The organism is Pseudomonas sp. BF-B-15 (genome assembly GCF_019946675.1).
GTDB classification, from domain to species: domain Bacteria; phylum Pseudomonadota; class Gammaproteobacteria; order Pseudomonadales; family Pseudomonadaceae; genus Aquipseudomonas; species Aquipseudomonas migulae.
The window spans coordinates 47,632-73,350 of sequence record NZ_JAGYFZ010000024.1; the positions used below are offsets into that span (position 1 = coordinate 47,632).

Annotated in this window: 19 protein-coding genes; 10 read left to right on the forward strand and 9 right to left on the reverse strand. The window is 61.4% G+C overall.

The annotated features are described in order from the left end of the window. Window positions 1-96: 96 nt before the first annotated feature. Genes KGA97_RS10535 through pvdM form a run of 3 tightly spaced genes read right to left on the reverse strand, consistent with a single transcriptional unit; the run spans window position 97 to window position 3,690 of the window. Entirely contained in the window at window positions 97-1,002 is a 906-nt protein-coding gene (locus KGA97_RS10535) for a formylglycine-generating enzyme family protein (RefSeq protein WP_008032321.1), read from the reverse strand. A gap of 29 nt (window positions 1,003-1,031) precedes the next feature. Continuing rightward, a complete protein-coding gene (locus tag KGA97_RS10540) occupies window positions 1,032-2,312 on the reverse strand; it encodes an aminotransferase class V-fold PLP-dependent enzyme (protein WP_223480741.1) in 1,281 nt (426 codons plus the stop codon). 28 nt (window positions 2,313-2,340) lie between these two features. Next, a complete protein-coding gene (gene pvdM, locus KGA97_RS10545; protein ID WP_192418054.1) occupies window positions 2,341-3,690 on the reverse strand; it encodes a pyoverdine-tailoring dipeptidase-like protein PvdM in 1,350 nt (449 codons plus the stop codon). Between the two features lie 260 nt (window positions 3,691-3,950). On the opposite strand from pvdM, the gene KGA97_RS10550 reads away from it, so the two are divergent. After that, window positions 3,951-5,579 (forward strand): PvdJ/PvdD/PvdP-like protein, encoded by a 1,629-nt coding sequence (locus tag KGA97_RS10550; protein WP_223480742.1) that lies wholly within the window; start codon window positions 3,951-3,953, stop codon window positions 5,577-5,579. Between the two features lie 140 nt (window positions 5,580-5,719). On the opposite strand, the gene KGA97_RS10555 is transcribed toward KGA97_RS10550, so the two are convergent. The 3 genes from KGA97_RS10555 to KGA97_RS10565 are packed head-to-tail and all read right to left on the reverse strand — an operon-like array spanning window position 5,720 to window position 10,268. After that, complete coding sequence (locus tag KGA97_RS10555) at window positions 5,720-7,114, reverse strand: efflux transporter outer membrane subunit (protein WP_223480743.1); 1,395 nt, start codon at window positions 7,112-7,114, stop codon at window positions 5,720-5,722. A gap of 7 nt (window positions 7,115-7,121) precedes the next feature. After that, window positions 7,122-9,095: a MacB family efflux pump subunit gene (locus KGA97_RS10560; protein ID WP_008039985.1), complete on the reverse strand. Its 1,974-nt coding sequence runs from the start codon at window positions 9,093-9,095 to the stop codon at window positions 7,122-7,124. Beyond that, on the reverse strand, window positions 9,096-10,268 hold the full coding sequence (locus KGA97_RS10565) for an efflux RND transporter periplasmic adaptor subunit (RefSeq protein ID WP_223480744.1): 1,173 nt from the start codon (window positions 10,266-10,268) through the stop codon (window positions 9,096-9,098). A 428-nt stretch (window positions 10,269-10,696) separates the two neighbouring features. Here KGA97_RS10565 and KGA97_RS10570 point away from each other — a divergent pair, with 428 nt between their 5' ends. From KGA97_RS10570 to KGA97_RS10600, 7 genes are all read left to right on the forward strand, one after another. Then, complete coding sequence (locus KGA97_RS10570; RefSeq protein WP_008032335.1) at window positions 10,697-11,176, forward strand: sigma-70 family RNA polymerase sigma factor; 480 nt, start codon at window positions 10,697-10,699, stop codon at window positions 11,174-11,176. Window positions 11,177-11,325: 149 nt separating this feature from the next. After that, window positions 11,326-12,663, forward strand: coding sequence for a lysine N(6)-hydroxylase/L-ornithine N(5)-oxygenase family protein (locus KGA97_RS10575; protein ID WP_008039987.1), 1,338 nt, complete (start codon window positions 11,326-11,328; stop codon window positions 12,661-12,663). A 490-nt stretch (window positions 12,664-13,153) separates the two neighbouring features. Further along, the gene (gene mgtA / locus KGA97_RS10580; RefSeq protein WP_223414210.1) at window positions 13,154-15,856 is read left to right on the forward strand and encodes a magnesium-translocating P-type ATPase; all 2,703 of its coding nucleotides are present in this window, start codon (window positions 13,154-13,156) and stop codon (window positions 15,854-15,856) included. Window positions 15,857-16,009: 153 nt separating this feature from the next. After that, window positions 16,010-16,726 carry an MgtC/SapB family protein gene (locus KGA97_RS10585; protein WP_008032341.1) on the forward strand — a complete coding sequence of 239 codons (717 nt, stop codon included), beginning with the start codon at window positions 16,010-16,012 and terminating at the stop codon, window positions 16,724-16,726. Between the two features lie 123 nt (window positions 16,727-16,849). Then, window positions 16,850-17,248: a chemotaxis protein CheY gene (locus tag KGA97_RS10590; protein ID WP_223480745.1), complete on the forward strand. Its 399-nt coding sequence runs from the start codon at window positions 16,850-16,852 to the stop codon at window positions 17,246-17,248. 110 nt (window positions 17,249-17,358) lie between these two features. Beyond that, the gene (locus KGA97_RS10595; protein WP_008039990.1) at window positions 17,359-17,985 is read left to right on the forward strand and encodes a response regulator transcription factor; all 627 of its coding nucleotides are present in this window, start codon (window positions 17,359-17,361) and stop codon (window positions 17,983-17,985) included. Beyond that, window positions 17,986-21,228, forward strand: a complete 3,243-nt coding sequence (locus KGA97_RS10600; protein WP_223480746.1) for a transporter substrate-binding domain-containing protein — start codon at window positions 17,986-17,988, stop codon at window positions 21,226-21,228. A gap of 3 nt (window positions 21,229-21,231) precedes the next feature. Here the strand turns inward: KGA97_RS10600 and dkgB are convergent, their stop codons facing one another. The 3 genes from dkgB to KGA97_RS10615 form a co-directional block, all read right to left on the reverse strand. Continuing rightward, window positions 21,232-22,035: a 2,5-didehydrogluconate reductase DkgB gene (gene dkgB / locus KGA97_RS10605; RefSeq protein WP_207286037.1), complete on the reverse strand. Its 804-nt coding sequence runs from the start codon at window positions 22,033-22,035 to the stop codon at window positions 21,232-21,234. A gap of 235 nt (window positions 22,036-22,270) precedes the next feature. Further along, window positions 22,271-22,810 (reverse strand): PaaI family thioesterase, encoded by a 540-nt coding sequence (locus KGA97_RS10610; RefSeq protein WP_008032351.1) that lies wholly within the window; start codon window positions 22,808-22,810, stop codon window positions 22,271-22,273. A 223-nt stretch (window positions 22,811-23,033) separates the two neighbouring features. Then, the gene (locus KGA97_RS10615) at window positions 23,034-23,942 is read right to left on the reverse strand and encodes a LysR substrate-binding domain-containing protein (RefSeq protein WP_008032353.1); all 909 of its coding nucleotides are present in this window, start codon (window positions 23,940-23,942) and stop codon (window positions 23,034-23,036) included. A 105-nt stretch (window positions 23,943-24,047) separates the two neighbouring features. Here KGA97_RS10615 and KGA97_RS10620 point away from each other — a divergent pair, with 105 nt between their 5' ends. Together KGA97_RS10620 and ycaC are read left to right on the forward strand one after the other, a co-directional pair. Then, window positions 24,048-24,914 carry a pirin family protein gene (locus KGA97_RS10620; RefSeq protein WP_192228887.1) on the forward strand — a complete coding sequence of 289 codons (867 nt, stop codon included), beginning with the start codon at window positions 24,048-24,050 and terminating at the stop codon, window positions 24,912-24,914. Window positions 24,915-25,040: 126 nt separating this feature from the next. Then, window positions 25,041-25,667, forward strand: coding sequence for an isochorismate family cysteine hydrolase YcaC (gene ycaC / locus KGA97_RS10625; RefSeq protein WP_008032356.1), 627 nt, complete (start codon window positions 25,041-25,043; stop codon window positions 25,665-25,667). Window positions 25,668-25,719: the final 52 nt, after the last annotated feature.

Here is a 25,719-nt window from a genome sequence, read left to right on the forward strand (position 1 = left end):
GGTTCCTTGGGTCTTGAGGCAGATACCCAGAAGAACGTGTGGCCAGGCGTTTAATTTAGACGGCCGCCGACTGGCGGCGGCCGGGGGGAAGGGGTGTCAGCCTTTGGAAGGCAGATCGCGCACGACGCGGAAACCGATCCAGTCGCCACGGGTTTGCGGGTAGATGTTGTTGCGGTTGCCGGAACGCGAGAACACCGGCGCTTCGCCCCAGTCATTGCCGCGAATCTGCAAGGCTTCGCAGTTGGGTTCGACCCACGCGCTGCCGTCGGTGGGGGCGCCGACGTAATCGCTGTGTTCGCAGTCGGCGATCCACTCGTAGACGTTGCCGTGCATGTCATACATGCCGAAGGCGTTCGGCGGGTAGCTGCCGGCCGGGGAGGTGTAGCTGTAGCCGTCGGTTGGCCCGTAAGTATTGGCATGGGTGGCGATGCTGTACTCGGTACCTTCATCGAACGGGAACGGGAACGGCCCCGTTGAACCGGCACGGGCGGCGTATTCGCGCTGGGCCTCACTGACGATGTGGTAGTGCTGGCCGGTCTTGAGGGACAGCCACGCGACATACGCGCTGACCTCGGCAAAGTTCATGCACACCGCCGGCTGACGCGGGCTTTGTGGATAACGCGGCTTGCTGTTGATGCACTCGCGGCCGGGGCGAGTGTCGCCGTCGGGAATGGTGATCCCGGTTTCTTTCAGGTACTGGTCCCATTCGCCGGCGGTGATCTGGTAACGGCTCATGGCGAACGGCTTGTCGAACGTGACTTCGTGCATCGGGCCTTCATCGGGTTCGCGACCGACTTCACCTTCCGGCGTGCCCATGGTGAAAGTGCCGGCGGGCAGCACCACCATTTCCGGGCAGTTGCGGCAATCCTTGAACACCTTGCCCGGCAGCGGTGCGGTGGTGGCCTGGGCGGCGCCGGGCAACGCGGTGCCGAGCAATGCCAGGATGGTCAGCGCCCCGAGTTGTGGGAGCGACAATCCGAGTCTGTGCAGGATGTTTTTCATATGCATTCTCGCTAAAGGAAATCGGTGTTTCAGAGCTTGCTGGCCAACAGCGCCATGACGCGATCGATGTGCGCCTCGGTGTTGAGCAGGCCCGGCGACAGGCGAATGATCGGGCCGACATCGCGGTCCACGGCATCGCAGACCACGCGCTGGTCCATCAGGAAATTGGCGACTTCTTCGCAGTCGCGGTTCTTGATCCGGAAGAACGTGAAGCCGGCGGAATACTCGGGCGACAACGGCGTGACGAGCTCCACAGATGGATGCTCCTGCAAGCGTTTTTTCAGGTAGCTGTTGATTTCATGGATGCGTGCCTGAACCTCGGCCTTGCCCAGGTCCAGATGCAACTTGAAGGCTTCGGTCAGCGCCCAGCGGTGTTCAAACGAGTGATAGCCGCCGTAGGTCATAACGGTCGAAAACGTGGTCGCTTCGGAGAACGTCGGGATGGTCGGCGTGAGGTCCTTCATGTCATCGGAGCGCGCGCAGATGATCCCGGTGCCCCGTGGGCCGAACATCCATTTGTGGGTGCCGGCGATGAAGTAGTCGCAATGCATGTCCGGGAAATCGAGGTTTTCCACGCCGAAGCCGTGGACGCCATCGACCACATACAGGATGCGATCCTTTTCCTGGCGGTCGCGGTTTTTCTCGGCGACCAGTTTGCCGATCTCGCCGATGGGCAGCTTCACACCGCTGCCGGAATGCACCCAGGTCATGCCGAGCACGCGAGTCTCGGGGCGAATGTTGCGGGCAATGGAGGCCAGTATTTCTTTCGTCGAGACCTTGTACGGGTCTTCGAACAATTTGATTTTACGAACCTTGGTTCCGTCCTTTTGCGTGCGGAACTCAAACACGCTGTTGGCGGCGTAGTGCTCATGTTCGCTGGTCAGGATTTCCTGATCCGGACGCACGTGAATGCCGGCGTAAATCATCGCCAGGCCTTCGGTGGTGCTGCCGCTCAGGGCGATCTGCGAAGGCTTGGCTTTCAAGTAATGGCCGGCCCACACGCGCACGTCTTCTTCACGGCGTTCGGTTTCGCCGCGATGCCAGTCCATCGCCAGGCCGGGGTTGCGGTCGAGGTTGGCGCGGTGCATCTCGATGGCTTCGCGCACGGGACGCGGGTGTGAGGTCACCAGGAAGTTGGCGAAGTGCAGGTAATCGGGATCCTGATTGAACAGCTGGCGAAACTGCGCCCATTTGTCTTTGGGCAGCGGCGCCGGCGTGGCGGCCAGCGCCGGCAGGCTGACCGCTGAACCCAGGGGAATGGCGGCCGCGACAATGCCGGCCTGCTTGAGGAATGTACGACGGTTGGTCATGAATTCGGTTCGCTTGGCAAAGTGAATGTCAGTGTTTGGCGACGGGTCTGGAGGACTTCTGCACCTGATCCCAGACGCGCAGGAAATTGCCGCCCCAGAGCTTGGCGATGTCGGCTTCGCTGTAGCCGCGGCTGATCAGTTCGGCGGTCACGTTGCGTGCCTCGCTGACGTCTTTCCAGCCGTTCAGGCCGCCACCGTCGTTGAAGTCGGAGCTGATGCCGACGTGATCGATGCCGATTTTTTTCACGGCGTAGTCGATGGCGTCGCCGTAATCCTTGAGGGTGGCCTTGGGTTCTTCATCGACAATGCCGTAGAGCTGACTGGCGTATTCGCCGAAACGCTGTTCCGACCACACAGTGATCACTGGGTCGCCGGGCATCAGCGCCATCTCCAGGCCTTGCAGCGGTTGCAGGTCGAAACGCGCACGCAGGGCGTTGAGTTTGTCCTGGGTGCCCTGGCTCAGTGGCTTGATGTAGGTCGGGAAGCCGACGATCTGCACCACGCCGCCGCTGTTCTTGATCAGCTGCATTTCGTTGTCGCTGAGGTTGCGCGGGATGTCCACCAGCGCCCGTGGCGCCGAGTGCGAGGCGACCATCGGTGCGCGGCTCAATTGGCTGACTTGCTCAAGCGCTTTGGTCGACATTTGCGACACATCGATGATGACCCCGAGGTCGTTCAGGCGATGCACCGCTTGTTTGCCCAGCTCTGACAGGCCGCCCAGCGCATCACGGGAATCATTGAAAAACGGCAGCGGCCGGGACGAATCGGCCCAGGCGTTGTTGCCCACGTAACTGAAGCCGAACATGCGCATTCCGCGCGCGGCCCACTTATCCAGGGCGTTGACGTCGTTGCCCAGCGGGTAGGCGTTGAGCATGCTGATGAACACGGCGAACTTGCCTTCGCCGTGCAGGCGTCGGAAATCGTCCGGGGTGTAGGCAATGGCCACCTGATTGGGGAAGTCGCGCACCAGGGTGGTGATGATTTTGTAGCGAGTCTCCTGCTCGTGACGGGCTTCGTCGATGAACCCGGCGGTCGGGCGGTGCGGGGCGTTGTCGCCGTTCCAGATTTCGGGCCAGCCGAAAATGGTCAGCGCCGCGCCGGACAGGCGACCACGCGCCGTCTTGACCAGGTCGAACTGGCCGCTGCCGTCCTTGTCGGCTTCGTTTTCGGCGGTGCCGAAATCCATGGGCACGGTGATGTGGCTGTCGAAGGAGAGGATGCGTTCTTGCAGTTCATCGGCCTGTTTCATCACCGCGACCGGGTAGCCGGGGTTGTCGTTGAGCCAGTAATCCCAGGCCGCAAACCCTGCCGCGCCAGCGATGGCCAGCGCCAGGGGCAGGCCAATGAAAAGAGCCTTTTTCGAACGAGGTTTTGTCATTGCCATCTCAGTCAGGTTCGCCGTCGAGGGTGCAGGCGCGGGGGCCTTTGCTATCTGGGAAGAACGAGTGGCTGGCTGGGAAATTTAGTGCGGCTGAGGGTCTCTTCGCGGGCAAGTCGGATCGCCGCACCGCTCGCTCCTACAGGGTTTGTATGCCGACCTGTAGGAGCGAGGCTTGCCCGCGAAGCTCTTAAATTTGTCGAGGCAACAAACGTTCTAGCTTGGATAAAGCCTGCTCCATGGCTGACACAGGTAGGGCAATGACGATTTCTCGACGATGGTTCCTGGCGGGTCTGGCACTGACCGGCGCCGCCCTGCCTGCGGCGTATTACGGGCATCGCGAACTGACAAAACCGGACCCGACCATTACCCCCGGCGAAGCGTCATTCGACGTCGCGGATGTGGCCGGTCAGCGTTTGGCCAACACCTTGCAGGGCGTCTGGGACATTCGCTTCGAGGGGCGTGACGCGGGGCTCGACGGCTTGCCTCGCGAGGGTTTGCAACTGCTGCTCGACGTCGGTCACAAGGGCCGTGGGCTCAACGGTTTTCTCGATACTTTCGAGGCGCTGCGTGCCGCACCGCCGCCGCGCTATCGCGTCCTCGGCGATCTGGCGGGCGTAGACAACAAAGAGCTGAGCTGGCGCCTGATCGATTCCCGATCCCCGACCGGGACGCCGGACTACGAATTCACCTTCAAGCTGGACGAAGTCTGGGCCGCGTTCGGCAATGCCGGCAGCGGCACCTTGAGTGGGCGTGTGCTGCGTCTGGATCGTCCGTTGGCCCTGACCGCCCAGGACAACCGTTTCGTCGCGGTCAAACAGGTGTTCCCTGAAGCGCGTGAGCGCACGGGCCTGGGCCCGGCGTTGCTGGCGTGGCTGATTTCGCCCGAGCACCGCTTGTTCCATCAGCTCTGGCACGCCTCCCGCGACAAATGGCACACCTTGTCCGAAGACAAGCGCAACGCCTTGCGCGGCATCGGCTGGCAGCCGGGGCTTCGGGACAAGGAGCGCGATGCACGCGGGCCGCGCAAGGACCGCAATGGCTCGGGCATCGACTTTTTCTTCATGCACCGGCACATGCTCGGCACCGCGCGCTCCCTGCAAGACTTGCCGTCGTGGCAGCAATTTCCGTTGCCGCAACCGGAACTGGTGCGTGATCGCCAGGGCTTTGCCCGTTACTTCGACAACCACGACGGCACCGCTTTGCCGCCGGCCTGGCGCGCCGAAGACGATGACGAATACTCGCAGTGGGTGGCCGATCTCAAGACCGCCGAGACCTACCACAGCAATTTTCAGGTCTGGGAGTCGCGATACCGTGACCCGCGTTACTTGTCGAAATTGACCTTGGGGCAGTTCGGTTCCGAGGTCGAACTCGGGCTGCATGACTGGCTGCACATGCGCTGGGCGTCGGTGCCCCGCGATCCGTCCAACGGTCAGCCTGTGCCGTTCGCGCGGGACACCGCAGACTTTTCCGCCCGTTGGTTCGCGGCGGAAAACGACTTTCTTGGCGACCCGTTTTCCTCCCATGTGAACCCGGTGTTCTGGCATTTCCATGGCTGGATCGATGACCGTCTCGAAGACTGGTTCCGTGCGCACGAGCGCTTTCATCCGGGGGAAGTCAGGCGGCTGGAGGTCAATGGTGTGCCGTGGTTCGCGCCTGGTCGCTGGGTCGAGATCGACGATCCGTGGCTCGGCCCGAGCACCCACGGCTGCAACACCACGCCGGGGTTGCAGGTGGGCAAGTCGGTGGAAATGGACCCGGAAACCATGAAACTGGCGCTGCGGATTACTTTTGGTGAAGACGAGAAAAAGTTGGAAGACCTGTTCCGCAAGGTGCCGCAACGGCCTTGGTATGCGCGGAATTTGAAGGCTAAACCGATGACCAGTTAATCAGGCGTACCGCGTTATCGTTCAATCGCGAGCAGGCTCGCTCCCACAGTTGATCTCGGGTGTTCACACATAATGTGTTCGCCATAGATCCAATGTGGGAGCGAGCCTGCTCGCGATGGCCATTCTGAGATCGCTGCAAATCACAACACCTGCCATCCACCCCCAAGCGCCTTGTACAACGCAACACTCGCCTGCAACCTCGCCAACCGCAGCTGCACATTCAAATCCTGCGCGGCATACAGCGTGCGTTGCGTCTCCAGCACCGTCAGCAAATCCTCGGCCCCGGCCTGATAGCGGCTTTGCGCAATGTCGAAAGCCGTTTGCGCCTGATTCAATTCTTCACTTTGCCATTGGCGCTGGGCGTCCAGTCCGCGAATGCCGGTCAGGGCTTTTTCCGCGTCGGCAAAGCCGTTGATGATCGCGCCACGGTAGGTTTCCAGCAGTTCTTCCTGGCGCGCCGTGGCTTTATCACGTTCGGCGCTCAGGCGACCGTTGTTGAAAATCGGCGCGACCAATCCGGCGGTGAGGTTGTAGAACGGGCTGCGCAGCACATCGCTGAACGTATCGGCGCCAGAACCGATCTGGGCGCTCAATGTCACGGTGGGCAGCATTTTCGCCCGGGCCACGGTCACATCGGCGCGTGCGGCCGCCAGTTGCGCTTCGGCGCGAGCGATGTCCGGGCGACGGTTGAGCAAATCGCTGGGCACGCCCGCACCGATGACCGGCCAACTGAGCTGGTCGAAGCGCTGATCATCAAGCTTCAGTTCCTGAACCGGACGGCCGAGGAGGGCGGCGAGGGTGATCCGTGCTTCTTCGGCTTGTTGCTGCACCAGCGGCAACTGCCGTTGTTGCGCGGCCACCAGGCTTTTTTGCTGGGCCAGTTCCAGAGCCGTGGCAGAGCCTGAGTCGAAGCGGGTTTGTACCAGGTTCAGAACCTTCTGCGCGTTCGCCAGATTGAGCTGCGCGATACGGTGCTGTTCCTGCAATGACAACGCTTGCGCGTAGGTGCTGGCGACCGCGCTGAGCAGCGTCAACTCAACCGTATCGCGATCGAACTCACTGGCTCGCAGGCCGAATTGCGCGCTGTCACGGGAGGCGCGCTGGCCGCCCCAGAAATCGATTTCATAACTGGCGCTGAGGCTGGCGTCGAAGTAATCCACCGCCTTGTTGCTGTTGTCGGCGTCCAGTTGGCTGTAGCCGTTGCCGCGCATCAGCTTCTGGCGATTGGCGTTCCCCGCGGCCTTCACTTCCGGCAACAGCGAACCGCCGGCGATCACGGTGGTGGCCTGGGCCTGGCGAACCCGGGCCAGTGCGGCCGCCAGGTCATAACTGCCGACGCGGGCCTGTTCAATCAGTTGATCGAGCTGCGGGCTGCCAAAGTGCGTCCACCACTGGGCGTTCTGCATCAAGGCGTTTTCATGGTGTGCCGACTGCCAGGTGGGCGGCGGCTGCAGGCCACTGTCCGGGCGCGGGTCCGGGTTGGCGCACGCGCTGAGCAACACGCAGAGGGTCAACAGGCTGAGTGGCGCTTTCATAGATCGATCATTCACTGGTAAGGGCCGTGACCGGGTCGAGCCGGGCAGCTTTGCGGGCCGGCATGAAGCCGAAGACAACACCGGTGACCAGGGCGCAGCCGAAGGCACCGAGTACCGCTATCAAAGAGAACGCGACGGCCACTTCGCTGAGAATCAGCACGCCGCCGACGATCAGCGCCAAGGCAATGCCGGCGAGGCCGCCGACCACCGAGAGCATCACCGCTTCGGTGAGGAACTGCCGCAGGATGTCGCGCTGGCGGGCGCCGGTGGCCATGCGGATGCCGATCTCGCGGGTGCGTTCGCGCACAGTCATGAGCATGATGTTCATCACGCCAATCCCGCCCACCAACAGCGAAATCGCGGCGATCGAACCGAGCATCAGCGACAGGGTATTTTGCGTGCGCGCTTCGGCCTGAATCATTGCGGCGTTGTTGGTCAGTTCGAAATCCTTTTTGCCGTCGTGCAGGCGCAACATCAACTGCTCGATGGCGGTTTCCGTCTCTTTGACCTTGCGCGCATCGGCCGCGGCGATGGCCACGTACTCGGGGTTGTGGGTGCCGAACAGCCGCACACTCGCGGCGGAATACGGGATGGCGATGCGGTCGTCGCTGTCGGTGTCACCGGAGCTGGCACCTTTTTCCGCGAGCACGCCGACCACCTGGAACGGCACGTTTTCGATCAGGATGTACTGGCCGATCGGGTTGGCCACGTCCTTGAGCAATTTGGTCCGCACCTTGTGCCCGATCACTGCGACGGCCGCCGCGTTGCGTTCATCGTCCTGGGTGAAATAGCTGCCTTCCACCACCGGCCAATTGAAGATCGCCGGGAAGTTGGTGTCGTTGCCGCCGACGTAGCTCAAGTGGTCGAGGTTGCCGAAGCGCACCCCGGCCTCCTGGCCGTTGACCGGCATGATGCGCGTCACCTGCGGCAGGCTGCCGACCGCCGCGACGTCATCGAGGGTGATGATGCCCAGCGGTGTTCGCGGGTTCGGTGCCGAGCCGCTGAGGTAAATGATGTTCGAGCCGAACGCGCCCATCTGCGCCATCACCTGGCGCTTGCTGCCTTCACCGACGGCCAGCATCACCACCACCGACGCAACGCCGATGATGATCCCGAGCAGGGTCAGCGCGGTGCGAAACTTGTTGATCCACATCACCCGCCAGGCCGCGTGTACGGCGTCCACCAGTTCGCCTTTCCAGGCCCCCGTGGCCTCCGCGCCTTCGCTCAGGCGCTTGCGCAAATCCACGGCTTGCAGGGCGCCGGGGTTGGCTGAGGTTTGTACGTCGGGGTTGTCGTGGGCGCTGTCGCTGATGATCAGCCCGTCGCGGATTTCGATGATGCGTTTGGCCCGGGCCGCGACTTCGCGGTCGTGGGTGATGAGGATCACCACGTGGCCCTGGCTCGCCAGTTCATCCAGCAACGTCATCACCTCGGCACCGCTGTGGCTGTCGAGGGCGCCGGTGGGTTCGTCGGCGAGGATGATGTGGCCGCCGTTCATCAAGGCGCGAGCGATGGATACGCGTTGTTGCTGGCCGCCGGAGAGTTGGTGCGGGCGGTTGCCGGTGCGTGAGGCGAGGCCGAGGCGGTCGAGCAGGGCGGCAGCGCGGGCGTGGCGTTCGGCGGCCGGGGTGCCTGCGTAGATCGCCGGCATCTCGACGTTTTCCTGGGCCGAGCCGGACGGAATCAGGTGATAGCCCTGGAACACAAAACCAAAGGCTTCGCGGCGCAGCCAGGCCAGTTCATCGCTGTCGAGCCCGGCGACGTTTTCCCCGGCGAAGCGGTATTCACCGGACGTCGGGCGGTCGAGGCAACCGAGGATGTTCATCAGCGTCGACTTGCCGGAACCGGACGCGCCAACAATCGCCACGAACTCCCCGGCATGGATCGACAGGTCGATACCGCGCAACACGTGAACTTCAGGTGAATCGCCGCCGCCGTAGGATTTGCGGATGTCCTGCAGGTCGATCAGGGGCGTCAGCATCTAGCCGCCACTCCCGTCGACCGGGCCGATCAACAGGTGATCGCCTTCCTGCAAGCCATCGAGGATTTGCACCCGCAGGCGATCGCTGATGCCGGTGCGAACGTCGCGTTGCTCGATGCGGCCGCTTTTGGCAACGACCTGCGCGGTCTGGATGTTCGGTTGCGTGCCGCCTTGCAACGCGGCGATAGGCGCGGTGAGCACGTCTTTCGCCTGGTCGGACACGAAGAACACTTGTGTGGTCATTTCCGCCATCAGTGCGTTGTCGGCGTTATCGACGTCGAGCAGCACGGTGTACAGCACCACGCGAGCGCTGCCGCTTTTGCTCGAACTGGTCGGGCTGCCACCGCCCTGGCTGGTCTGGTCCAGAGGCTTGGGCGGCACCGGCAGGATTTGCCGCACGGTGCTGCTCCAGCGCCGCTTGCCACCGCTGAGGGTGGTGAACCAGGCCGTCATGCCGGGTTTGACGTGACCGATGTCGGCTTCCGAGACTTCGGCCCAGACCGTCATCGGCGACAACTTGGCGATGCGCAGAATCAGCGGAGTTTGCTGTTGCGCGTTGAGGGTCTGGCCGACCCGTGCGTCGAGTGCGACCACGGTGCCGGACATCGGCGCGTAAATGCGCGTGTAACCGAGCTCGGCCTGATCGCTGCGCAGGCTGGCCTGGGCCTGGCGGATCTGCGCCTGGAACATGTCGATGCGCGCCTGGGTGGCGCGCAGCTCTGCCTGGGCAGTTTGTACGTCTTCTTCGCGGGTGGCGCCGCCGGCCTTGAGGTTCTGCTGGCGCTGGAACTTTTGCCGGGCCAGCTCGTGCTGTGCCCGTTGTTCCTCGAGTTGTGCCTTGAGGTTTTCCACGGAAAAACGCCCGGCGTCGAGTTTGGCCTGTTGCGTGGACGGATCGATTTCCACCAGCAACTGGCCTTCCTTGATCACATCACCGACTTCCACATGGATCTTCTGGATCTGCCCGGACGCCTGCGCACCGACGTCGACGTAGCGTCGAGGTTGCAGGGTGCCCAGCGCCGTGACGCTGCTTTCGATGTCACCCCGACTGACTTGTACGGTGGCGAATTTGTCTCGGCCGGGCGGGATGACCTGCCAGGCAGCCACGGCGATAACGGGGATCAGACAAAGTGCTACAAGCAGGGCGCGTCGGGTGTGTCGGGGACGTTTCATGCAGGGTTCCGGCCAATGGATATCGGCCCGTCGCTCAGCCTGCGCACAAAATCCGGCAACAGTTGAACGCTGTCGGGAAGCCGACAGAGACGGGGAGCTGTCCTTTATACGAGGAAAGCGGCGGGGAATTTAGGCGCGGACACAAGCCGACACAATCACCCCTGTAGGAGCGAGCCTGCTCGCGATGGACGTCACCGATAACGCGTTTCTTCCTGAATAAACGCGTCGCCCTCAAGTCCTTCGCGAGCAGGCTCGCTCCTACAGGTTCGCGACTATTTGTCGGGCAAGATGAAGCAATACTTTAAATCTATATGAGAATTACTATAAATTACGCACCTCGAACTGCCACTATCGTGCCACTGCCCATTTCGGCGGTCGTTGCGGTGGCTCAAGGAAAGAAACCGCACCCCTGCGGCCGGGAGTCATGGTTGGAAAACTACTATCGCGAGCTGGTGTGTTTCCTCAACGCCAAGCTGGGCAACCGTCAGGTGGCCGAAGATGTGGTGCATGACGCTTATGTGCGGGTTCTGGAGCGTTCCAGCGACACGCCGATCGAGCAGCCCCGGGCATTCCTTTATCGCACCGCGCTCAATCTGGTGATCGACGACCATCGGCGCAATGCCTTGCGTCAGGTCGAATCGCTGGAAGTGCTCGACAACGAAGAACGCTATTTCACCCCGTCCCCGCACAACAGCCTCGACCACGGCCAGCGCCTGGAAATGCTCCAGCGTGCCCTGGCGGAATTGCCACGGCTGTGCCGCGAGAGTTTCCTGCTGCGCAAGATCGATGGCCTGTCGCACCCGGAAATCGCCGAACGCCTGGGGATTTCCCGGGCGCTGGTCGAGAAGCACATCGTCAACGCGATGAAGCATTGCCGCGTGCGGATGCGCCAGTGGGATGCCCACTGATCTTCTCCGGTGGGTAAAAAAACAATATTAAATTTTGTTTCATTGTCCTCGTTCCCTATCAACAGACGACCTGCTGTCCTGCTCAAGGCTGGTCAGGTCACTTAGGCTTACGCCCCACTGTTGAGGGGTTCATCCAGAGGACACTGGAAATGACACAGGCAATTGCATCGCCCATCGTTCACGACCTGATCGGCGTCGGTTTCGGCCCTTCGAACCTGGCGCTGGCCATCGCACTGCAAGAGCGCGGGCCGAGCCAGGGCGAGCTGGATGTACTGTTTCTCGACAAGCAGGCGGACTATCGCTGGCACGGCAACACCCTGGTGACCCAGAGCGAATTGCAGATTTCCTTCCTCAAGGACCTGGTGACCCTGCGCAATCCGACCAGCCCGTATTCCTTCGTCAACTACCTCAAGCACCACGGTCGTCTGGTGGATTTCATCAACCTCGGCACCTTCTATCCGTGCCGCATGGAATACAACGACTACCTGTGCTGGGTCGCCGGGCAATTCGCCGAGCAGAGCCGTTACGGCGAAGAAGTGCTGACCATCGAGCCGGTGCTGCACAACCAGCAGGTCGAAGCGTTGCGCGTGATCTCCCGCGATACCCAGGGCCAGCAACACGTGCGCACCGCCCGCTCGGTGGTGGTCAGCGCCGGTGGTACGCCGCGTATTCCCGAAGCGTTCAAGGCGCTGAAGGATGACGGTCGGGTGTTCCACCACTCGCAGTACCTGGCGCAGATGGCCAAGCAGCCGTGCGTGAACAATCAACCGATGAGCATCGCGATCATCGGTGGCGGGCAGAGCGCGGCGGAAGCCTTCATCGATTTGAACGACAGCTTCCCGTCGGTGCAGGTCGACATGATCCTGCGCGGCTCGGCGCTGAAACCGGCGGACGACAGCCCGTTCGTCAACGAAGTGTTCTCGCCGGAGTTCACCGACCTGGTGTTCCAGCAGGCGAGCAGCGAGCGCGAGCGTCTGGTCAACGAGTACCACAACACCAACTATTCGGTGGTGGACATTGACCTGATCGAACGCATCTACGGGATCTTCTATCGCCAGAAAGTCTCGGGCATCGCGCGCCATGCGTTCCGTACCCTGACCACTATTGAAAAAGCCACCGCCACCGAGCGCGGCATCGAACTGGCGGTGCGTAACAACGCCACCGGCGAAGTCACGGTTCGGCATTACGACGCGGTGGTACTGGCCACCGGTTATGAGCGTCAGATGCACCGCAAACTGCTGGCGCCGCTGGAGCAATACCTCGGTGATTTCGAGGTGGACCGCAACTACAAGCTGATCACCGACGAGCGCTGCAAGGCCGGCATCTACATGCAGGGCTTCTGTCAGGCGAGCCATGGTTTGAGCGACACGTTGCTGTCGATCCTGCCGATTCGCGCGGATGAGATTGCCGGGTCTTTGTATGACCATGGCAAGCACCGTGGGCATGGCCGTTCGGTGGTGGACCTGCTGTTGGCGACTGCCAGTTAAGGTATTCGGCGTCTGTCACGCCGCCATCGCCGGCAAGCCGGCTCCTACAGTTGATCGCATTCCCCTGTAGGAGCCGGCTTGCCGGCGATGGCGTCTTCAAAGACACCCGAATGCCCAATCCTGAACCCTTCCTGAAGATCCCGGCAATTCCCCGACGACTTGCCAATGCATCGTTTACTCTCCAGAAATCGGGGCGTAAGCTTCGCGCGTTTTCATCAATAGCGGAGACCCACAGTGGGTACTTGTTCGAGTGACAGTAGTCGGCCGGTTTCGATAACCGGCAACAACCCGGCAAGATAACGCGCAACCTTTTGTGCCGTTGTCTCGCCTGATAGCGAGCAGCGGCATCCCGATCGCGGCCAGTCCTGGTCCGTGTCCCGACGTCCTCTCATCGACGCTGAACCCTGCGTGATGTTCGACTTTTTGTCGTCATCGCGGTGCACCGACACGCCTGCTGGAAGGTTTCCCGGCTGACCCTGGGGGAACTGCCATGAACCTGAACCTGCTCAAAGAATTCTTCGCCGGATTCCTGCGCACCCGTCACATCGCCCGACACTTCCGTCGCCTGGCGCTGCTGGAAACCTTCACCGACACCACGGTCAGCCGCGAGGTGCCGCCCACCTTGGCGCAAACTCTGGTGAGCGCCGCCAACAGCGACACCGGCCAACTGCTGCACAACCTCGGCAGCCACACCGATGGCCTGAGCGAAGCCGAAGCCGATGCACTGCGCGTGCAATTCGGCCTCAACGAAGTCGAGCACGAGCAACCGCTGCCGTGGTGGACTCACCTGTGGCACTGCTACAAAAACCCGTTCAACCTGTTGCTGACATTGCTCGCGGTCATCTCGTGGCTGACCGAGGACATGAAAGCCGCCATCGTGATTTTCTCGATGGTGGTGCTCTCGACCTTGCTGCGCTTCTGGCAGGAAACCAAATCCAACCAGGCGGCCGACGCGCTCAAGGCGATGGTCAGCAACACCGCCACGGTGATGCGTCGCGATGCCCTGCGCACCGAAGTCCCCATCAAACAGCTGGTGCCGGGCGATCTGATCGTGCTCTCGGCCGGCGACATGATTCCCGCCGATTGCCGGGTACTCAGCGCCAAGGACCTGTTCGTCAGCCAGGCGGCGATGACCGGCGAATCGATGCCGGTGGAAAAATTCCGCCACCAGCAGGACAGCGACACCAGCAATCCGCTGGACCTGGACAACATCCTGTTCATGGGCACCAACGTCGTGTCCGGCACGGCGATCGCGGTGATTCTGACCACGGGCAACAGCACCTATTTTGGCGCGCTGGCCCAGCGGGTCGGCGCCACCGATCGCGCGCCGACGTCGTTCCAGACCGGGGTCAACAAAGTCAGCTGGTTGCTGATCCGCTTCATGTTCGTGATGGCGCCGCTGGTGCTGTTCATCAATGGGTTCACCAAAGGCGACTGGACCGAAGCGCTGCTGTTCGCACTGTCGATTGCCGTGGGCCTGACCCCGGAAATGCTGCCGATGATCGTCACCTCGACGCTGGCAAAAGGTGCGGTGTTCCTGTCGCGCAAAAAAGTCATCGTCAAGCGCCTCGACGCGATCCAGAACTTCGGCGCCATGGACGTGCTGTGCACGGACAAGACCGGCACCCTGACCCAGGACAAAATCTTTCTGGCGCGCAACGTCGACGTCTGGGGCAACGACTCCGACGACGTGCTGGAAATGGCCTACCTCAACAGCTACTACCAGACTGGCCTGAAAAACCTGCTGGACGTGGCGGTGCTCGAACACGTCGAAATCCACCGTGAGCTGAAAGTCGGCACGGCGTTTCACAAAGTCGACGAGATCCCGTTCGACTTCACCCGGCGGCGCATGTCGGTGGTAGTTGCCGAGCGCGGTCAACCGCATCTGTTGATCTGCAAAGGTGCTGTGGAAGAGGTGTTGGCGGTGTGCACGCGGGTGCGTCACGGCGAACGCGATGAAGCACTGAGCGATGAACTGCTGGCGCGGATTCGTCAGGTCACCGCCTCGTTCAATGCCGAGGGGCTGCGGGTGGTGGCGGTTGCCGCGCGGCCAATGATCGAGGGGCGCGACACTTACAGCCTGGCGGATGAGCAGGCACTGACGCTGATCGGCTACGTGGCGTTTCTCGATCCACCGAAGGAAAGCACCGCACCGGCCCTGAAAGCGCTGGCCGCGCATGGCGTGGCGGTGAAAGTGCTGACCGGCGACAACGAACTGGTGACCGCGAAGATCTGCCGCGAAGTCGGCCTGGAGCAGCAAGGCCTGTTGATGGGCAACGACATCGAGCGCATGACCGACGCCGAACTGGCGGTGGCCGTGGAGACCACCAACGTCTTCGCCAAACTGACGCCGTCGCACAAGGAACGCATCGTCCGTCTGCTCAAAGGCAACGGCCACGTGGTCGGGTTCATGGGCGATGGCATCAACGACGCCCCGGCGCTGCGCACCGCCGACATCGGCATTTCGGTGGACAGCGCCGTGGACATCGCCAAGGAAGCGGCGGACATCATCCTGCTGGAGAAAAGCCTGATGGTCCTGGAGGAGGGCGTGCTGGAGGGGCGGCGGACCTTCGCCAACATGCTCAAGTACATCAAGATGACCGCGAGTTCGAACTTCGGCAACGTGTTCTCGGTGCTGGTGGCCAGCGCGTTCATCCCGTTCCTGCCGATGCTGCCGATGCACCTGCTGGTGCAGAACCTGCTCTATGACATTTCGCAGATCGCCATCCCGTTCGATAACGTCGACGAAGAAATGCTCAAGCAACCGCAGCGCTGGCAACCGGCGGATGTCGGGCGCTTCATGCTGTTCTTCGGCCCGATCAGTTCGATCTTCGACATCACGACGTTTGCCTTGATGTGGTACGTGTTCGACGCCAATACCCCGGACCACCAGACCCTGTTCCAGTCCGGCTGGTTCGTGGTCGGGCTGCTGACCCAGACGCTGATCGTGCACATGATTCGCACGCCGAAGATTCCGTTCCTGCAAAGCCGCGCCGCCATGCCGCTGCTGGTGATGACTGGAATCATCATGGCCGTGGGGATTTTCCTGCCGATGGGACCCTTGGCGCACTACTTCAAATTGCAGGCGCTGCCGTCGCTGTACTTTGTGTTTTTGCCGGTGATTCTGCTGGCGTACATGGCGCTCACCCAGGCGGTGAAGGGCTTCTACATCCGCCGGTTTGGCTGGCAGTAATGCTGCCAGATGTAGGAGCGAGCGGTGCGGCGATCCGACTTGCCCGCGAAGGGCGCGCCTCATTTCCAAAGCAAACCGCGTCATCGTTCTTCGCGGGCAAGCCTTGCTCCTACAAGGAATTGAATACAAGGCTGAAGATTTAGGAAAACATTCATGCAAGCACTCAACAACATCAACCTGACCTCCCTGGTCGACACCCTGGTCAGCCTCAGCGCGGCCTTCATCCTCGGTGGCCTGATCGGCTTCGAGCGCCAATACCGCCAACGCACCGCCGGCCTGCGCACCAACGTGCTGGTCGCGGTGGGGGCGGCGATTTTCGTCGACATGGCCAACCGCCTCGGCGGGGCCGAAGGCGCGGTGCGGGTAGTCGCCTACGTGGTCTCCGGCATCGGCTTCCTCGGTGCCGGGGTGATCATGCGCGAAGAGGGCAACGTGCGTGGCCTCAACACCGCGGCAACGCTGTGGGCCTCGGCGGCGGTCGGTGCCTGCGCAGGGGCCGATCTGGTCCTGGAGGCCTTGCTCGGTACGCTGTTCGTACTCGCGGCCAATACCTTGCTGCGGCCGATCGTCAACAACATCAACCGTCAGCCGCTGGATGTGATTTCGGCTGAAGTCACCAACATCGTTTACGTGATCGCTCGACGTTCACAACAAAAAGCCGTGCTGGCGCTGCTGGAAGCGGAACTTGAGCGCAGCAATTACCCGGCGAGCGATGTTGATGTACACGCGTTCGGCGCAGATGAAATCGAAGTGGAGGCGACCCTCGCGACGACGTCCGTGGACGGCGACGAACTGGATGCGCTGGTGGCGCGGATTTCGACATCGACGCTGGTGGTGCAGGCGTTCTGGAGTCCGAGTACGACGGAATAGCGTTGAATCCGCTCTGGCAACGGAATAAATGTCTCGGGTTTTAGGAATAGTCCTACAGAAAGCTCGTTGGCTCTTCCGTAGCCTTGCGGCCTCACGAATCTGAAACCCTCCTGGGGGCCCCGGTTGCCGAACAAAGCGTTACGTATCCTGATTGCCGACGAGCAGCATTTTCAGCGGATGAGAATCGAGCGCCTGTTCAACCGGCTCGACTATTACCGCGTGGCCCCCGTGCAAAGCCTTGCCGAACTGCTGACCCTGACCGAGTACGGCGGCGTGCCTTTCGACCTGGTGGTCATCAATGCCGCGCTGGCGGACGGGGCCCTGGACCTGCGCGACTTCTTCCTCGATCACCCACAGGTTCACCACGCCTTGATCTATGACGGGCCGCCGACCCCGGCTTGCGGGCAGCAAAAGGTTCAGGTGAGTGATGCTGCGTTACCCGATCTGGCGTGCATTCAACGGCTGATGGCGACCGTTGATCCACAGCTACCGTTCGTCGGTACTGTCATTTCTGTCAGGTAGTCGGGCACGTGTTTCCGTGCAAGAGTCTTCGCGCAGCTGCTGCGTGTAGCCGGGGGCTGCCCCATGGGCATTCATTACCCAATCGTCTTGTATCTGCACAGGGAGTTGCCATGAAGTCAGCGGTAATAGCAGACGATCATCCGGTGGTGTGCACTGCAGTCGCGATGCTGCTTACACAGCTGGGATTCAAACTGATTCATAAGGTATCCAACGGCAACGAGGTCTTTTCAGCGATCCGTAAGCATCAACCCGATCTGGTGGTGCTGGATCTGATGATGCCCCGTCTCGGCGGGCTGGAAGTGTTGGCCCGCATTCAGGCCAGTGACGAGCGTTGTCGAGTACTGGTTTTCACCGGGCAAGATCCAAGGTTTTATCAGGACCGCTGCATGCGTGCCAGCGCCAGGGCTTATGTTTCCAAGGCCAACGACTTGAAGCATTTGCACGAGGCAGTGCTGGCGGTGATGGCCGGTTACACCTATTTCGCCAAGTTGCCGTCGAGTTCGGTGTCGTTGAGCACAATGCAACTCAGCGAGATGGAGAGGATCGACAAGCTCTCCGACCGTGAACTGACCATATTCCGGTACCTGGCCGAGGGATTAAGCAACAAGGAAATCGCCAAACTCTTGAACCTGAGCCACAAGACCATCAGCACCTACAAAACCCGTTTGACGGAAAAACTCAATGTGGAGTCCAAGGTTCACTTGAGAGAGACCGCCCAGCGTAACGGTCTGATTTGAGTGAGTACCTCTCGGCAATTGCGTTGGCTGATATACCTCGTACTCCCGGTCTGTTTGTGGGCATCGACTGCCTGCGCACAACCGCAATCACTGACCCTGCTCGGACGCTCCAGCGTCGACGGCTACGACGTCAAACTGTCGGATGCCGATTCGCGTGTGCTGCGCCAGAAAGGCCGGCTGGTACTGGCCGTCTCGGCGCCGGATTATCCGCCCTTCGACATCACCACAACCGGCACCGACTACGAAGGGCTGACGGCTGACTATGCCGGGCTGCTCAAACAGCTATTGAACGTGGAGATCGATGTTCAGCGCTACGCATCTCGGGACGAGGCGGTGCGTGCGATCAAGGACGGCGCGGCTGACCTGCTGGGAACGGCCAACCGTTATGAGGTCGAGGATCCACAACTGCGGATGTCCAGTGCCTATGCTGATGATCAACCGGTGCTGGTCACGCGCACCGATTCATCCCTGCCACTGGACCCGGACCTTGCCGGTAAACGGCTGGCGATGCTGTACCACTATTTGCCCGAGCAGCAAGTGCAGGCTTTTTATCCCAAGGCGAATGTGCAGCTGTTCCCTTCGACGCTGGGCGCGGTGGGCGCCGTTGCGTTTGGTCAGTCTGACGCCTATCTGGGGGACGCCATCAGCGTCAATCACCTGATCAGCAAAAATTACCTCAACAACGTTCAACTGGCGGATTTCTCCCGTATGGAGTCCGGGCGTTTTGCGTTTGCGATGAACCTCGACAACCTCCAGTTGCAACGTATCGTCAACCGGGCGCTGGCGGCGATCCCGACCAATGAACGAATGAATATCCTGCGGCGATGGGGCGGCAGCGGGGCTTCCATTGCCGGTACGCAAGCCCTGCACTTCAGTGTCGCCGAGCAACGCTGGCTCAATAATCATCCACGCGTGCGAGTGGCGATCAACCAAAACCTCATGCCGATTTCCTTCGTCGATGACGGGGGCAATTACCGGGGCATCAGCATCGATGTGCTGGCGAAAATCAGTTTGCGTACAGGTTTGAAATTCGACATTCAGCCAACCCGGTCAGTGGCCGAATTGTTCGAGTGGATCAGGAGCGGTCATGTTGACGTGGTCGCCGGGATCAGCCCCAGCATTGAGCGTGAAACAGAACTGCGATTTACCCGGCCGTTTCTGACCAGCCCGAATGTGCTGGTGACCCGCATTGCATCCGACAGCCCGCAGACACTGGATGAGATGGCGGGAAAAAAACTGGCCATCACCCAGGGCAACAGTGCCGGCGAATTCATTCGCCAGCATTTCCCGCAGGTCGAACTGGTCACTGCGCCGTTGACCGCAGACGGGATGGAAATGGTCGCCCAGGGCAGGACGGACGGCGCCATCAACTCGTTGATCGGTGCCCGGATCATGATTTCCCGGCAATACCGCGACCGCCTGCAAGTGACCAGCACCGTCGGCACCGATCCGGCCCGCAGCACCCTGGCGACCGGTCGCGAGGCCGTTGAGCTGCATTCGATCCTGGACAAGGCGCTGCTGAGTATCTCCCCTGAAGAAATCGATGAAATGACCGGTTATTGGCGCAATGACCTGATGGTTGAACAGAGCTTCTGGCTGCGTCACCGGCAGGACATTCTCCAGGCCTTTGTCGGTGCCGGCGCCTTGCTGTTGTTGGCGCTGGCCTGGATCGCCTGGCAGCGCCGGCAAATCCGCCTGCGTCAGCAATTGCTCAGTCAACTGCAGGACGCCAAGGACGCGGCGGATGAGGCGAACCGTGCCAAGACCACGTTTCTGGCGACCATGAGCCATGAGATCCGCACGCCGATGAATGCGCTGCTTGGCATGCTCGAATTGGCGCTGAAGCGAGCGGATGAAGGCGTCACCGACCGGCCGGCAATCGAGGTGGCGGCCAATGCCGGGCAACAATTGCTGGCGTTGATTGGCGACATCCTGGACATCGCCCGCATCGAGTCCGGGCATTTGTCCCTGACGCCGGAACGGGCCAACCTGCGCACGCTGGTCGAATCGGTGTGCCGGGTGTTTGAAGGCCTGGCCCGGCAGAAGAACCTGGAGTGGCGCGTCGACCTTGGCGAGCACAGCGACGCCGACGTGTTGATCGACCCCACGCGCTTCAAGCAGGTGCTGTCCAATCTGCTGAGCAACGCGATCAAGTTCACCCAAGAAGGTGAAGTGCGCCTGACGCTGCGGGTCGAGCCCCGTGCGGCCGGGCAACTGGCGGTCTCGGTGCGCATTGAAGACACCGGCATCGGTATCAGCGAGATCGATCGGCAGCGACTGTTCAGCCCGTTTGTGCAGGCGCAAAACAGCCAGCAAACAGGTCGAAACGGCTCGGGTCTGGGGCTGGTGATCAGCCGCACGTTGTGCGAAATGATGGGCGGTCAATTGCAGCTTGCCAGCGTGTTGGGGAAGGGCACGCGGATTGATGTCTGTCTGGATCTGCCCGCGTTGCAACCGTTGCCGTCCAGTGAGTTACCTGACCTTGAGGAACAGGCGCAGACCCGGCCGCTGACCATTCTGGTGGTCGATGATTACCCGGCCAATCGATTGCTGCTCTCACGGCAGTTGAGCTACCTGGGCCACCGGGTGATGGACGCCGAGGATGGCCAGCAAGGTCTTGATCGATGGCGCGAGTATGATGTTGAAGTGCTGATTACCGACTGCAACATGCCGGTGCTCAGCGGTTATGAGTTGGCCGGGGCCATCCGCGATGAAGAGCGGACTCAGGGATTGCAACCGATCCTGATTCTGGGGTTGACCGCCAATGCGCAGCCCGAGGAGAAGGCCCGTTGCCTGGAAGCGGGGATGGACGACTGCCTGTTCAAACCGATCCGCCTGGCGGATCTGGGCGTCTGGTTGGCGTGCAGGTTTGCCGATGGCGCGGTGCCGCCCCTCGAAATCGAAACACCCTCAACCGCCGACATCGACTTGAGCGGTCTGGAGCGCTACGTCGGCAAGGACGACGAGCTGATCAATCAACTGTTGAGCGACCTGGCCGCGACCAATCGCACGGATCGGGATGAGTTGCTCAAGGCCCACGCCAGTGGCGAACAGCATGCCCTGCGTAAGTTGGCGCACCGCATCAAGGGCGGGGCGCTGATGGTGCGGGCGGTCAGTCTGATCGAATGCTGCGAGGACCTCGAGCGTGCCTGCGGTGATGGCCGTCCAGAGCTGATCGACGAAGCCGTCGTTCAGTTGCTGCAGGCCATGACGTGCCTCGACCGACGCCTGGCGCAGGGTTGACGCTTAATCCCAGTTCGGCGCGATGCCTTTGGGGCTGGTCAGGCGGTGGGCGCGTTCAAGGCCGGCGATCAACGCCATGTCGGCGTCGCTCAGGGTCAGGGCGCAGGCCTTGAGGTTGCTTTCCAGGTTGGCGCGCTTGGTCGACGACGGGATCACCGCGTAACCCGATTGCATGGCCCAGGCCAGGGTGACTTGCGCAGGCGTTGCTTGCAGACGCTCGGCAATCTGCTGGATGACCGGGTCTTTCAGCACTTCGCCGTACGCCAGAGTCATGTAGGAGGTGATCTGGATGTCCTGGTTTTGCGCGAACTCGACGACCTTGCGGTTCTGCAGGTACGGGTGCAGTTCGATCTGGTTGGTGGCGATGTGCTCGGCACCGATGGCGGCGATGGCTTGTTTCATCAGGTCGACGGTGAAGTTGGAGACGCCGATCTGCCGGGTCAATCCGAGTTTTTTGGCTTCGAGCAACGCGCCCATGAATTCTTCGACCGGCACCTGGTTTTCCGGCGATGGCCAGTGGATCAGTGTCAGGTCGAGGTAGTCGGTCTGCAGTTTTTGCAGGCTCTCTTTGAGGCTGTCGATCAAGCGGTCCTTGGCGAAGTTGGCGACCCAGATCTTGCTGGTGATGAACAGCTCTTCACGGGCAATGCCGCTGGCCGCGATGGCCTCGCCGACCTCGGCTTCGTTCTCGTAGATTTGCGCGGTATCGATGGCGCGGTAGCCCAGTTCCAGGCCAGTGCTCACCGAATCAATGACCACCTGGCCTTGCAAGCGAAACGTACCAAGACCGAATGCGGGAATAGACATCAATGACTCCAGGGGTTGCAGTGGGAATGGGCACGAGTATCCGTGCCTGCATCCTTGAGAAAAACCGCTGGATGGGCAAAGCAATGTTTACCGCAAGTCATGAATAGTGGGATGTCTGCGAAATTGATGGTGTCCGGTCTGGCCCCTTCGCGGGCAAGCCTCGCTCCTACAGGGGGGTACACTGTTTCTGTAGGAGCGAGGCTTGCCCGCGAAGGCAACGACTCGGTCTAAAACCTTACCCCCGAGCCTCAAGAATCATGCAGGTGGTCGACCCCGTCGCATACAACCGCCCATCCACATCATAAATCCGCCCCTCGGCCAGCGCCGTCGAACGCCCCAGGTGCACAATCTTGCCCTCGGCCCGCACCGGTCCGCTGGCGCCGGTCAACGCGCGGACATAACTGATGCGCAGATCCAGCGTCGTATACCCCTGGCCCTTTTTCAGCTGCGTATGAATCGCGCAGCCCATGCACGAATCCAGCAAGGTCGCCGCATAGCCACCATGCACGCTGCCCAGCGGGTTGTAATGCCGGGCGTCCGGCGTGCCCTGGAAGATGAACAGCCCGGCCGACCATTCGATAGGGATGAAGTCCATCAGCGTGCCAATCGGCGGCGAGGGCAGTTCACCGTTGCCGATGCCCTCAAAGAACTCGGCCGGTGACAGCGCGCTGACCTCGGCCAACGACAGGCTGCCGGGCCCGGCCAGACGTGCGCGCATGGCGTCTTCCTGAACGATCCATTGGGCGAGGGTGGCTTCTCGGTTGGGGCTTTGCATGTTCAGTGTCCTCGGACGGGCGCAGATATTATGGTTGTAATCTGCGCTAATATTATGTCCGAAATAAACACTCCGCCAGCCCCCACTCATCGGCGCTGTAGGAGCGAGCCTGCTCGCGATGGAGGTCAACGGTAACGCAGCTAGTCTGACACCCCGCGGAGCTCTCACGTTTTTCGCGAGCAAGCTCGCTCCTACAGGTTCGTCCGTGTCGGCAAAAAAAGGGCTAGGCGATGTCGCTGTGGGTGAATTCCTCACCGAGAAAGTCAATCAACGTCCGCACCGACGGCAGTAACCCACGGCGAGAGGGGAAAATTGCATGGACGATCCCGCACTTGGGCGCCCAGCCCGGCACCAGTTCGACGAGGCGTCCGGCGGCAATGTCATCGCGCACCACCACGCTGGGCAGGTGCGCGACGCCAATCCCCGCGAGCACCGCGTGACGCAGGGCCAGCAAGTCATCGGTGACCATGCGTGGCGCGTGTCGAATCAGCGCGCTGGCGCCGTTCGCACCGAACAATTCCCACTGATATTCACGCTGCGCCGCGCCCCAATGCACGCTGGGCAAACCGCTAAGGTCGGCCGGGGAGGCGGGCGTCGACAAGCGTTCGGCAAAGGCCGGGCTGCCCACCAGGCATTGGGTACTGTTGCCCAGCACCTTCATCACCATGTCGGTGTTCTCCAGCGGCGGAAAGCGCACGCGCAAGGCAATGTCGAAACCCTCGTGGATCAGGTCGACCCGGCGGTTGGTGCTCTCGATGAACAACTCCACCAGCGGGTATTTGAGCATGTAGCGGGTCAGCATCGGCCCGACCCAGGAGTTGAGCAACGCGGTCGGGCAACTGATGCGCACCAGGCCTTGCGGTTCGGAGCGGTTGCGCTCGATCAGTTCGGCGGCGCTTTCCGCTTCCACGCGCATGGCCAGGCAACGCTGGTAATACGCCTGGCCGATTTCGGTCAGCGAACAATGCCGGCTGGTGCGGTGCAACAGACGTACACCGAGGCGCTCTTCGAGCTCGGCGATGCGTCGGCTGAGCTTCGATTTGGGCATGTCCAGCGCCCGCCCGGCCGCAGCGAAACCCTGATGTTCCACCACTTGGGTGAAGTAGTAGAGGGTGTTGAGGTCTTCCACCATCGTTCTCCATATAGAACGCTAAGGCTGATTTTTGCAGTCTAGCGCACCAAAGGGTTCGGTTTTAAGCTTTGTCCATCGCGTCAAACCACAGATTTCGGAGGCAGCATGAAAAACATCATCGGCATCTACACCAGCCCACGGACCCATTGGGTCGGCGACGGTTTTCCGGTTCGTACGCTGTTTTCCTACGACAACCTGGGCAAACACATCAGCCCGTTTTTGCTGCTGGATCACGCCGGCCCTGCTGAATTCACCCCGACCACCGAGCGTCGTGGCGTTGGTCAGCATCCGCACCGCGGTTTCGAAACCGTGACTATCGTTTATAAGGGCGAACTGGAGCACCGCGACTCCACCGGCAGCGGCGGCAAGATCGGCCCGGGCGATGTGCAATGGATGACTGCCGCCTCGGGGATTCTCCACGAAGAGTTCCACTCCGAAGGCTTCGCCAAAACCGGCGGCACCCTGGAAATGGTCCAGCTGTGGGTCAACCTGCCGGCCAAAGACAAAATGGCCGACGCTGGTTACCAGACGATTCTCGACGGCGACATTCCGAGCATCCCGCTCAAGGACGAGGCCGGCAGCCTGCGCCTGATCGCTGGCGAATTCGACGGCCACACCGGCCCGGCGCGGACATTCACCCCGGTCGATGTCTGGGACTTGCGCCTCAACGGCGGCAAGTTGCTGACCCTCGATCTGCATGAAGGTCGCAACACTGCACTGGTGGTGCTGCGTGGCACGGTTCAGGTCAACGGCCTGGAGCTGGTGCGCGAAGGGCAGTTGGCGTTGTTCGAACGCAACGGTCACCAGCTCAGCCTGGAAGCCAATAACGACGCCGTCGTGTTGCTGCTCAGCGGCGAGCCGATCGACGAACCCATCGTCGGCCACGGCCCGTTCGTGATGAACAGCGAGCAAGAGATTCACCAGGCCTTTGCCGATTTTCAATCGGGCCGGTTTGGACGGATGAGCGGTTGATACACGGATAGATGGTTGCACCGCGCCAGGCTTGACTGACTACGCTTGTCTGGCCGCGTCTGAATGATCAATCAAAACACCCCCACGCCGAACTGTTCGGCATCGATTAAAACCGAGGATGACCCCATGACTACTTCTTACAAACGTCTCGACAAGGATAACGCCGCCGTTCTGTTGGTGGATCATCAGGCTGGCCTGCTGTCCCTGGTGCGGGACATCGAACCGGACCGTTTCAAGAACAACGTGCTGGCCCTGGCCGACCTGGCCAAGTACTTCAAATTGCCGACCATCCTCACCACCAGTTTCGAAACCGGCCCCAACGGCCCGCTGGTGCCCGAGCTCAAAGCGCTGTTTCCGGATGCGCCTTACATTGCCCGTCCTGGCCAGATCAACGCCTGGGACAACGAAGACTTCGTCAAGGCGATCAAGGCCACCGGCAAGAAGCAACTGATCATCGCTGGCGTGGTGACCGAGGTGTGCGTGGCATTCCCGGCGCTGTCGGCACTGGCGGAAGGTTTTGACGTGTTTGTGGTGACGGACGCTTCCGGCACGTTCAACGAGCTGACCCGCCAATCGGCCTGGGACCGCATGTCGTCCTCCGGCGCGCAACTGATGACCTGGTTCGGCCTGGCCTGCGAGCTGCATCGCGACTGGCGCAACGACGTGGAAGGCCTGGCGACCCTGTTCTCCAACCACATCCCGGACTACCGCAACCTGATGACCAGCTACAACACGCTGACCAATAGCAAATAACATCACACGTTCTCTGTAGGAGCCGGCTTGCCGGCGATGGCGATCTTGAAAC

Coding starts and splice junctions, on each gene's coding strand:
- pvdM (WP_192418054.1), bottom strand. CDS start 3,690: ATGACAAAACCTCGTTCGAAAAAGGCTCTTTTCATTGGCCTGCCCCTG.
- KGA97_RS10610 (WP_008032351.1), bottom strand. CDS start 22,810: ATGCAAAGCCCCAACCGAGAAGCCACCCTCGCCCAATGGATCGTTCAG.
- KGA97_RS10560 (WP_008039985.1), bottom strand. CDS start 9,095: ATGCTGACGCCCCTGATCGACCTGCAGGACATCCGCAAATCCTACGGC.
- KGA97_RS10575 (WP_008039987.1), top strand. CDS start 11,326: ATGACACAGGCAATTGCATCGCCCATCGTTCACGACCTGATCGGCGTC.
- KGA97_RS10585 (WP_008032341.1), top strand. CDS start 16,010: ATGCAAGCACTCAACAACATCAACCTGACCTCCCTGGTCGACACCCTG.
- KGA97_RS10550 (WP_223480742.1), top strand. CDS start 3,951: ATGACGATTTCTCGACGATGGTTCCTGGCGGGTCTGGCACTGACCGGC.
- ycaC (WP_008032356.1), top strand. CDS start 25,041: ATGACTACTTCTTACAAACGTCTCGACAAGGATAACGCCGCCGTTCTG.
- mgtA (WP_223414210.1), top strand. CDS start 13,154: ATGAACCTGAACCTGCTCAAAGAATTCTTCGCCGGATTCCTGCGCACC.
- KGA97_RS10535 (WP_008032321.1), bottom strand. CDS start 1,002: ATGAAAAACATCCTGCACAGACTCGGATTGTCGCTCCCACAACTCGGG.
- KGA97_RS10620 (WP_192228887.1), top strand. CDS start 24,048: ATGAAAAACATCATCGGCATCTACACCAGCCCACGGACCCATTGGGTC.
- KGA97_RS10565 (WP_223480744.1), bottom strand. CDS start 10,268: ATGAAACGTCCCCGACACACCCGACGCGCCCTGCTTGTAGCACTTTGT.
- KGA97_RS10555 (WP_223480743.1), bottom strand. CDS start 7,114: ATGAAAGCGCCACTCAGCCTGTTGACCCTCTGCGTGTTGCTCAGCGCG.
- dkgB (WP_207286037.1), bottom strand. CDS start 22,035: ATGTCTATTCCCGCATTCGGTCTTGGTACGTTTCGCTTGCAAGGCCAG.
- KGA97_RS10540 (WP_223480741.1), bottom strand. CDS start 2,312: ATGACCAACCGTCGTACATTCCTCAAGCAGGCCGGCATTGTCGCGGCC.
- KGA97_RS10615 (WP_008032353.1), bottom strand. CDS start 23,942: ATGGTGGAAGACCTCAACACCCTCTACTACTTCACCCAAGTGGTGGAA.
- KGA97_RS10595 (WP_008039990.1), top strand. CDS start 17,359: ATGAAGTCAGCGGTAATAGCAGACGATCATCCGGTGGTGTGCACTGCA.